Source organism: Pseudomonas sp. GZD-209 (assembly GCF_049310485.1).
GTDB classification, from domain to species: Bacteria; Pseudomonadota; Gammaproteobacteria; order Pseudomonadales; family Pseudomonadaceae; genus Aquipseudomonas; species Aquipseudomonas sichuanensis.
Genome location: NZ_JBMOWQ010000292.1, coordinates 1 through 9,301, shown reverse-complemented (window position 1 = coordinate 9,301; position 9,301 = coordinate 1). Strand labels below are relative to the sequence as shown.

Genomic DNA, 9,301 nt, shown 5'->3' with positions numbered 1-9,301 from the left:
ACGCCAGACGCCGAGGCGCTGGTGTTCGGCGAGCAGCGCCTGAGCTACGCCCAGCTCGACGCCCGCGCCAACCAGCTGGCTCATTGCCTGATCGGCCAGGGCGTCGGCCCGGACGTGCTGGTGGGCATCGCCGCCGAGCGCAGCGTGGAAATGGTGGTCGGCCTGCTGGCGATCCTCAAGGCCGGCGGCGCCTACGTGCCGCTGGACCCGGAATACCCCAGCGAGCGCCTGAGCTACATGTTCGAGGACAGCGGCATTGCCCTGCTGCTGACCCAGAGCCACCTGCAACTGCCGCTGCCGGCCGGGCTGAAGGTGCTGCTGCTCGACCAGCTGGCGCTGGACGGCTACCCGGCGCACGCCCCGGCGGTGGCGGTGAGCCCGGAAAACCTGGCCTACGTGATCTACACCTCCGGTTCCACCGGCAAGCCCAAGGGCGCCGGCAACCGCCACAGCGCGCTGACCAACCGGCTGTGCTGGATGCAGCAGGCCTATGGCCTGGATGGCAGTGACACGGTGCTGCAGAAGACCCCGTTCAGCTTCGACGTGTCGGTGTGGGAGTTCTTCTGGCCGCTGATGACCGGCGCGCGCCTGGCGGTGGCCGGGCCTGGGGATCACCGCGACCCGTCGCGGCTGGTCGAGCTGATCAACGCCCACCGGGTCACCACGCTGCACTTCGTGCCGTCGATGCTGCAGGTGTTCCTGCAGGACGCCCAGGTGGGCAGTTGCACGGGCCTGGCGCGCATCGTCTGCAGTGGCGAGGCGTTGCCGGTGGATGCCCAGCAGCAGGTGTTCGCCAAGCTGCCCCAGGCCGGGCTGTACAACCTGTACGGGCCGACCGAGGCGGCGATCGACGTGACCCACTGGACCTGCCGCGAGGAGGGCGCCGACACGGTGCCGATCGGCCAGCCGATCGCCAACCTGGCCACCTACGTGCTGGACGCCGAGCTGAACCCGGTGCCGGTGGGGGTGATCGGCGAGCTGTACCTGGGCGGCGCAGGCCTGGCGCGCGGTTACCACCGCCGCCCGGCGCTGACCGCCGAGCGTTTCGCCACCAGCCCGTTCGGCAGCGGTGAACGGCTGTACCGCACCGGCGACCTGGCGCGCCAGCGCGCCGACGGGGTGATCGAGTACGCCGGGCGCATCGACCACCAGGTGAAGATCCGCGGCTTGCGCATCGAACTGGGCGAGATCGAGGCGCGGCTGATGGAGCAAGCGCAGGTGCGCGAGGCGGTGGTGCTGGCCCTGGATATCCTCGGCAGCCAGCAGCTGGTGGGCTACCTGGTACCGCAGGACGGCGTGGATACCCACAACCTGCGCGACACGCTGAAGGCCAGCCTGTTGGCGCAGCTGCCGGACTACATGGTGCCGAGCCACTGGGTGCTGCTGGCCGAACTGCCGCTGAGCCCCAACGGCAAGCTGGAGCGCAAGGCCCTGCCGCGCCCGGACGTGAGCCAGGCGCAGGCGGCCTATGTGGCGCCGCAGACTCCGTTGGAGCATGAGCTGGCAGCTCTCTGGCAAGAGGTCCTGCAGGTCGAGCGAGTGGGCACCAGCGACAACTTCTTCGAGCTGGGCGGCGACTCCATTGTCTCGATCCAGCTGGTCAGCCGTGCGCGGCAGGCGGGCATCCGCTTCTCGCCCAAGGCATTGTTCGAGCAGCCGACCATCCAGGCCTTGGCCCAGGTCGCCGAGCGCGGTGCCAGCGCGGCCGTGGCCGAGCAGGGCCCGTTGCTCGGCGTCACGCCACTGCTGCCGTTCCAGAAGGTGTTCTTCGACACCGCCATCCCCGAGCGCCAGCACTGGAACCAGTCGGTGCTGTTGCAGCCGACCGAAGTGCTCGACGCGACGATGCTGCAGCAGGCCCTGGATGCCCTGGTCGAACAGCATGACGCCCTGCGCCTGCGTTTCACCGAGGTCGACGGCCAGTGGCAGGCCAACTGCGACGCTCCCGGCCAGGCTGCCAGCCTGACCTGTGTGAGCCTGGCTGACCTCGATGCCCTGGGCAGCCATGCCGATGCCCTGCAGCGCAGCCTCGACCTGAGCGAGGGGCCGTTGTTCAAGGCCCTGCTGGCGACCTGTGGCGAGGCTGGCCAGCGCTTGCTGCTGGTGGCCCACCATCTGGTGGTGGATGGCGTGTCCTGGCGCATCCTGCTCGAAGACTTGCAACAGGCCTGTCGCCAGTTGGCCAAGGGGCTTGCCCCTGGCCTGGCGGCCCGCAGCACCTCGGTGCGCGGCTGGGCCGAGTACCTGCAAAGCCATGCGCGCGATACCCAGGAGGCGACCCTTGCCCATTGGCGTGGGTTGCTTGAAGGCCGCGACGGCGACCTGCCGCAGGCGCGTGTCGGGGCCAGCCTGCAACGGCAACTGGCGCGCAGCTGTGTGTCGCGCTTCGATGCCGAGCTGACTCGCCAGCTGCTGCAGCACGCCGGCTCGGCCTACCGCACCCAGGTCAACGACTTGCTGCTGACCGCCCTGGCCCAGGTGATCGCCCGCTGGACCGGGCGTGAGGATGTGCTGGTGCAGCTTGAGGGCCATGGCCGTGAAGTGCCGTCCGAAGCCTTCGACCTGTCACGCACGGTCGGCTGGTTCACCAGCCTGTATCCAGTGCGCTTGAGCGTCGGCGCCGACCAGCCCGGGTCGATCAAGCAGGTCAAGGAACAGCTGCGTGCCTTGCCCGGCAATGGCCTGGACTTCGCCGCCGCGCGCTACCTGGGTAGTGCCAGTGTGCGCGAGGCCCTGGCCGAGCTGCCGGTGCCGCGCATCACCTTCAACTACCTGGGCCAGTTCGACAGCAGCTTCGCCCAGCAAGGCGGCTTGTTCGAGCTGGCCCGCGAGGCCCGGGGCGAAGAGCTCTCGGCCCTGGCGCCGCTGGGCAACTGGCTGAGCATCGACGGCGGCGTGCAGGGGGGCGAGCTGAGCCTGGCCTGGACCTTCAGTGCGGCCATGTTCGACGAAACCACCATCGCCGCCCTGGCCTCCGACTACGAGCGCACGCTGCGGCTGCTGGTGGAGCACTGCCTGCAGCCGGGGGTGCGGGGCGTGACGCCTTCGGACTTCCCGCTGGCCGGCCTTGACCAGGCTGGCCTGGAACGCCTCGACCTGCCGCTGGCGCGCCTGGACGACCTGTTCCCGTTGTCGCCGATGCAGCAGGGCATGCTGTTCCACACCCTGTATCACAAGGCCGCGGGCGACTACATCAACCAGATGCGTCTGGACGTCGAAGGCCTCGACCCCGAGCGTTTCGTCCAGGCCTGGCAGTGCGCGCTGGACCACCATGACAGCCTGCGCAGCGGTTTCCTCTGGCAAGGCGAGCTCGAACGACCCCTGCAGATGGTGCTGCGCGACTGCGCGCTGCCGTGGCGGCTGATCGACTGGCGTGGCCGCGACGACCTGGCGACCAGCCTCGACAGCCTGGCGGCGGCAGAGCGGGCGCAGGGCTTCGTCCTCGACCAGGCGCCGCTGCTGCGTCTGGTGCTGGTGCGCACCGGCAACGACCGCCATCAGTTGATCTACACCTGCCACCACATCCTGATGGACGGCTGGAGCGTCTCGCGCCTGTTGGCCGAGGTGTTGCAGCGCTATGCCGGGCAGCCGCCGCAGCGTAGCGTCGGGCGTTACCGCGACTACATCGCCTGGTTGCAGGAGCGTGACGTACAGGCCACCGAAACCTTCTGGAAGGCGCAGTTGCGCACGCTGGAGGCCCCGACCCGGTTGGCCGACGTGTTCGGCGCTGCGTCGGTGCAGGCCGCGCCGGTGCCGCAGCAAAGCCTGCAGGTGCCGCTGGACGCCAGCTACAGCGCGCAGTTGCAGGCGTTCGCCCGCAGCCAGCAAGTTACCGTCAACACCCTGCTGCAGGCCGCCTGGTTGCTGTTGCTGCAACGCTATACCGGCCAGGCCACGGTGTGCTTCGGCGCCACCGTGGCCGGGCGCCCGGCGCAGGTCAAAGGCGCGATGGAGCAGATCGGCCTGTTCATCAACACCCTGCCGGTGATCGCCAGCCCACGCCCGCAGCAGCCTGTTGGCGAGTTCCTGCGTGCGTTGCAGGCCAGCAACCTGGACCTGCGCGAACACGAGCATACGCCGCTGTACGAGCTGCAGCGCTGGGCCGGGCAGGGCGCCCAGGCCTTGTTCGACAGCCTGCTGGTGTTCGAGAACTACCCGGTGTCGGCGGCCTTGGCCGAGGCCAGTCCGCAGGGGCCGCGCTTCACCCTGCTGGCCAACCACGAGCAGACCAACTACCCGTTGGTGCTGGCAGTGAACCTCGGCCAGACCCTGCACCTGCAGTACAGTCATGACCCGCAGCTGTTCGATGGCGCCACGGTTGCGCAACTCAACCGCCACCTGCTGCACCTGTTGACCCAGCTGTGCGCTGATGGCGCCCGTCGCCTTGGCGAATTGAACCTGCTGCCGGTGGCCGAGCGCGATCAGTTGCTGCACTGCTGGACGCCCTGCGCCGAGGGCCAGCCGCTGGTGCACCAGCGCATCGCCCAGTGGGCCCGGGAAACGCCCGACGCGGTGGCCCTGCATGCCGGCGATGACACCGTCACCTACGGCCAGCTGGACGCCCGTGCCAACGCTCTGGCCCACGCGCTGCTGGCCCGTGGCATCAAGGCCGAGGACCGGCTCGGCGTGGCCATGCCGCGCTCGGCCGAGCTGATCGTCTGCCTGCTCGCCGTGCACAAGGCCGGCGCCGCTTACGTGCCGCTGGACCCGGAGTACCCGGCCGAACGCCTGGCCTACCTGATGCGTGACTCGGCCATGGTGCTGCTGCTCAGCGATTCGCGTCTGCAAGGCCTGCCGGTCCCCGATGGGCTGGCCGTGCTGCACCCGGATCGCCTCGACCTGTCGGCGTTGCCCTGCACCGCGCCGGCGGTTGCGGTGCTGCCGGCGCAACTGGCCTATGTCATCTACACCTCCGGCTCCACCGGCCAACCCAAGGGCGTGGCGGTCGAGCATGGGCCGTTGGCCATGCACTGCCGGGCGATCGGCCAGCGCTACGAAATGACCCCCGAGGATTGCGAGCTGCACTTCATGTCGTTCGCCTTCGACGGTGCCCACGAGCGCTGGTTGACCAGCCTGACCCACGGTGGCCGCCTGCTGATTCGCGATGACAGCCTGTGGACCGCGCAGAAGACTTACGAGCAGATGCACCGCTTCGGCGTCAGCGTGGCTGCTTTCCCGCCGTTGTACCTGTTGCAGTTGGCCGAGCATGCCGAGCGCGACGGCAACCCGCCGCCGGTGCGGGTGTACTGCTTCGGTGGCGACGCGGTGCCCAACGCCAGCTTCGAGCTGGCCCGCCGCGCCCTGCGCCCACGCTACATCATCAACGGCTATGGCCCGACCGAGACCGTGGTCACCCCGCTGATCTGGAAGGCCGGGCGCGAGGACAGCTGTGGTGCGGCCTACGCCCCGATCGGCACACGCATCGGCCAGCGCAGCGCGCAGGTGCTGGACGCCGACCTCGACCTGCTGCCGGTCGGCCTGCCGGGCGAGCTGTACCTGGGCGGCAGCGGGGTCGCCCGCGGCTACCTGGACCGCCCGGGGTTGACCGCCGAGCGCTTCGTGCCCGACCCGTTCGGCGATGGCGCACGGGTGTACCGCAGCGGTGACCTGGTGCGCCAGCGCAGCGACGGCGTGGTCGACTACCTGGGGCGCATCGACCACCAGGTGAAGATCCGCGGTTTCCGCATCGAGCTGGGTGAGATCGAAGCCAGCCTGCAAGCGCAACCCCTGGTGCGCGAGGCCGTGGTGCTGGCCCGTGACGGTGGTACCGGTCCGCAACTGGTGGGCTACCTGCTGCCCGAAGACAGCGCCGCGCTGCAGCCCGGTGCGACGCAGAGCGAACAGCGCGAGGCCATCCGCCTGGCACTCAAGCGCCAGTTGCCGGCCTATATGGTGCCCAGCCACCTGGTGTTCCTCGAGCGCTTCCCGCTGACCCCCAACGGCAAGCTTGACCGCAAGGGCCTGCCAGCCCCCGACAGCCTGCAGGGCAGCGAAGCCTTCCAGGCGCCAAGCAGCGAGCTGCAGCAGCAGGTCGCGGGCGTCTGGCAGGAGGTGCTCAAGGTCGAGCGGGTAGGGCTGGGCGACAACTTCTTCGAGCTGGGCGGGCACTCGCTGCTGGCTACCCAGGCCACGGCGCAACTGCAGCTGCTGCTGGGCGGCGAAGTGGCGCTGGAACTGCTGTTCGCCAGCGCCAGCCTGGCCGACTACGCCGAGGCGGTGGCCGCCACCCTGAATACACATAGCGAGGACGATTTGAGCGACATGTTCGATTTCATGGCGGAACTGGAGGCCAACTGATGAGCACAATGGACAACCTGGCCCTGGTACAGCGCTTCATCCGCCTGCCGGACGCGCAGCGCAAGGCCTTCTACGACAAGCTCGCCAGCAAGGGCATGAGCCTTGCGCAGCTACCGATCCCGGCGATGCGTGGCGAGTACCCCCGCCTGCCGCTGTCGTTCGCCCAGCAGCGCCAGTGGTTCATCTGGCAGATGGAGCCGCAGGGCGCGGCCTATAACCTGCCGGTGACCCTGCGCTTGCAAGGCCCGTTGGACGTGGCCGCGCTGCAACGCAGTGTCGAGGCCCTGCTGACCCGCCACGAAAGCCTGCGCACGCTGTTCAGCGAGGACAGCCAGGGCGCCAGCCAGCGGCTGCGTGAGGCCGAGCGGCTGGCCATCGACGTGGTGCAGGCGACAGCGGGCGACCAGCCTGGGCAGATCAAGGCCTTCGTCGAGCAGGAGGGCCTGCGCCCGTTCGACCTGCGCGAAGGCCCGCTGTTGCGCCTGAAACTGTTGCGCCTGGGCGCGGACGACCATGTGCTGGCCATGACCCTGCACCATATCGTCTCCGATGGCTGGTCGATGCAGGTCATGGTCGATGAACTGGTGCAGGGCTACGCGGCGTTCAGCCTGGGGCGCGAGCCCGCCTTTGCCGAGCTGCCGATCCAGTACGCCGACTACGCCCTGTGGCAGCGCGCCTGGATGGAAGCCGGCGAGCAGGCGCGCCAGCTCGGCTACTGGACCGCGCGCCTGCGCGCCGACCAGCCGCCACTGGAATTGCCCACCGACCGCTCGCGCCCGGCCGTGCGCAGCAGCGCCGGGCGACGCCTGGACATCGAACTGCCAGCGGGGATCGGTGCCGCGCTGGCCGAACTGGCCCGCGCCCAGGGGGCCACGCTGTTCATGGTATTGCTGGCCTCCTACCAGCTGTTGTTGCAGCGCTACAGTGGCCAGCACGACCTGTGCGTCGGGGTGCCGGTGGCCAACCGCAACCGCGCCGAAACTCGGGGCCTGATAGGCTTCTTCGTCAATACCCAGGTGCACCGGGTGCAGATCGACCCGGCCCAGGGCTTCGACGCCTTGCTGCGCCAGGTGCGTGAAACCGCCCTGGGCGCCCAGGCCCACCAGGACCTGCCGTTCGAGCAACTGGTCGAAGCCTTGCAGCCGGAGCGTAGCCTCAGCCACAGCCCGCTGTTCCAGGTGATGTTCAACCACCAGAGCGAGGCCCGGCGCGCCGAGGGCGGCCTGAACCTGGCGCAGTTGCAGGTGAGCAGCGTGGACTGGGAGGTGCAGACCAGCCAGTTCGACCTGACCCTGGACACCTTCGAATCCGTGGGCGGCTTGAGCGCTTCGTTGACGTATGCCAGCGACCTGTTCGATGGCGCGACCATTGCGCGCATGGCGCGCCACTGGAGCAACCTGCTGCAGGCGATCGTCGCCGACCCTGCCCGGGCGCTGGCCGACTTGCCGATGCTCGACCGTGACGAGCGCGAACGCGCCCTCAACGGCTGGAACGCTACGGCCACCCAGTACCCGCTGCAACGCAGCGTGCAGCAGCTGATCGCCGAGCAGGTGGCGCGTACGCCAGACGCCGAGGCGCTGGTGTTCGGCGAGCAGCGCCTGAGCTACGCCCAGCTCGACGCCCGCGCCAACCAGCTGGCTCATTGCCTGATCGGCCAGGGCGTCGGCCCGGACGTGCTGGTGGGCATCGCCGCCGAGCGCAGCGTGGAAATGGTGGTCGGCCTGCTGGCGATCCTCAAGGCCGGCGGCGCCTACGTGCCGCTGGACCCGGAATACCCCAGCGAGCGCCTGAGCTACATGTTCGAGGACAGCGGCATTGCCCTGCTGCTGACCCAGAGCCACCTGCAACTGCCGCTGCCGGCCGGGCTGAAGGTGCTGCTGCTCGACCAGCTGGCGCTGGACGGCTACCCGGCGCACGCCCCGGCGGTGGCGGTGAGCCCGGAAAACCTGGCCTACGTGATCTACACCTCCGGTTCCACCGGCAAGCCCAAGGGCGCCGGCAACCGCCACAGCGCGCTGACCAACCGGCTGTGCTGGATGCAGCAGGCCTATGGCCTGGATGGCAGTGACACGGTGCTGCAGAAGACCCCGTTCAGCTTCGACGTGTCGGTGTGGGAGTTCTTCTGGCCGCTGATGACCGGCGCGCGCCTGGCGGTGGCCGGGCCTGGGGATCACCGCGACCCGTCGCGGCTGGTCGAGCTGATCAACGCCCACCGGGTCACCACGCTGCACTTCGTGCCGTCGATGCTGCAGGTGTTCCTGCAGGACGCCCAGGTGGGCAGTTGCACGGGCCTGGCGCGCATCGTCTGCAGTGGCGAGGCGTTGCCGGTGGATGCCCAGCAGCAGGTGTTCGCCAAGCTGCCCCAGGCCGGGCTGTACAACCTGTACGGGCCGACCGAGGCGGCGATCGACGTGACCCACTGGACCTGCCGCGAGGAGGGCGCCGACACGGTGCCGATCGGCCAGCCGATCGCCAACCTGGCCACCTACGTGCTGGACGCCGAGCTGAACCCGGTGCCGGTGGGGGTGATCGGCGAGCTGTACCTGGGCGGCGCAGGCCTGGCGCGCGGTTACCACCGCCGCCCGGCGCTGACCGCCGAGCGTTTCGCCACCAGCCCGTTCGGCAGCGGTGAACGGCTGTACCGCACCGGCGACCTGGCGCGCCAGCGCGCCGACGGGGTGATCGAGTACGCCGGGCGCATCGACCACCAGGTGAAGATCCGCGGCTTGCGCATCGAACTGGGCGAGATCGAGGCGCGGCTGATGGAGCAAGCGCAGGTGCGCGAGGCGGTGGTGCTGGCCCTGGATATCCTCGGCAGCCAGCAGCTGGTGGGCTACCTGGTACCGCAGGACGGCGTGGATACCCACAACCTGCGCGACACGCTGAAGGCCAGCCTGTTGGCGCAGCTGCCGGACTACATGGTGCCGAGCCACTGGGTGCTGCTGGCCGAACTGCCGCTGAGCCCCAACGGCAAGCTGGAGCGCAAGGCCCTGCCGCGCCCGGA

General features: G+C 69.5%; 2 protein-coding genes. Both read left to right on the top strand.

Annotated features, from left to right (window positions below):
- The coding region (locus ACO6VM_RS27290) for an amino acid adenylation domain-containing protein (RefSeq protein ID WP_422404063.1) at positions 1-6,297 on the top strand (6,297 nt) is incomplete at its 5' end.
- A partial coding sequence (locus tag ACO6VM_RS27285; protein WP_422404062.1) for an amino acid adenylation domain-containing protein occupies positions 6,297-9,301 on the top strand: 3,005 nt, incomplete at its 3' end. The genes ACO6VM_RS27290 and ACO6VM_RS27285, both read left to right, overlap by 1 nt.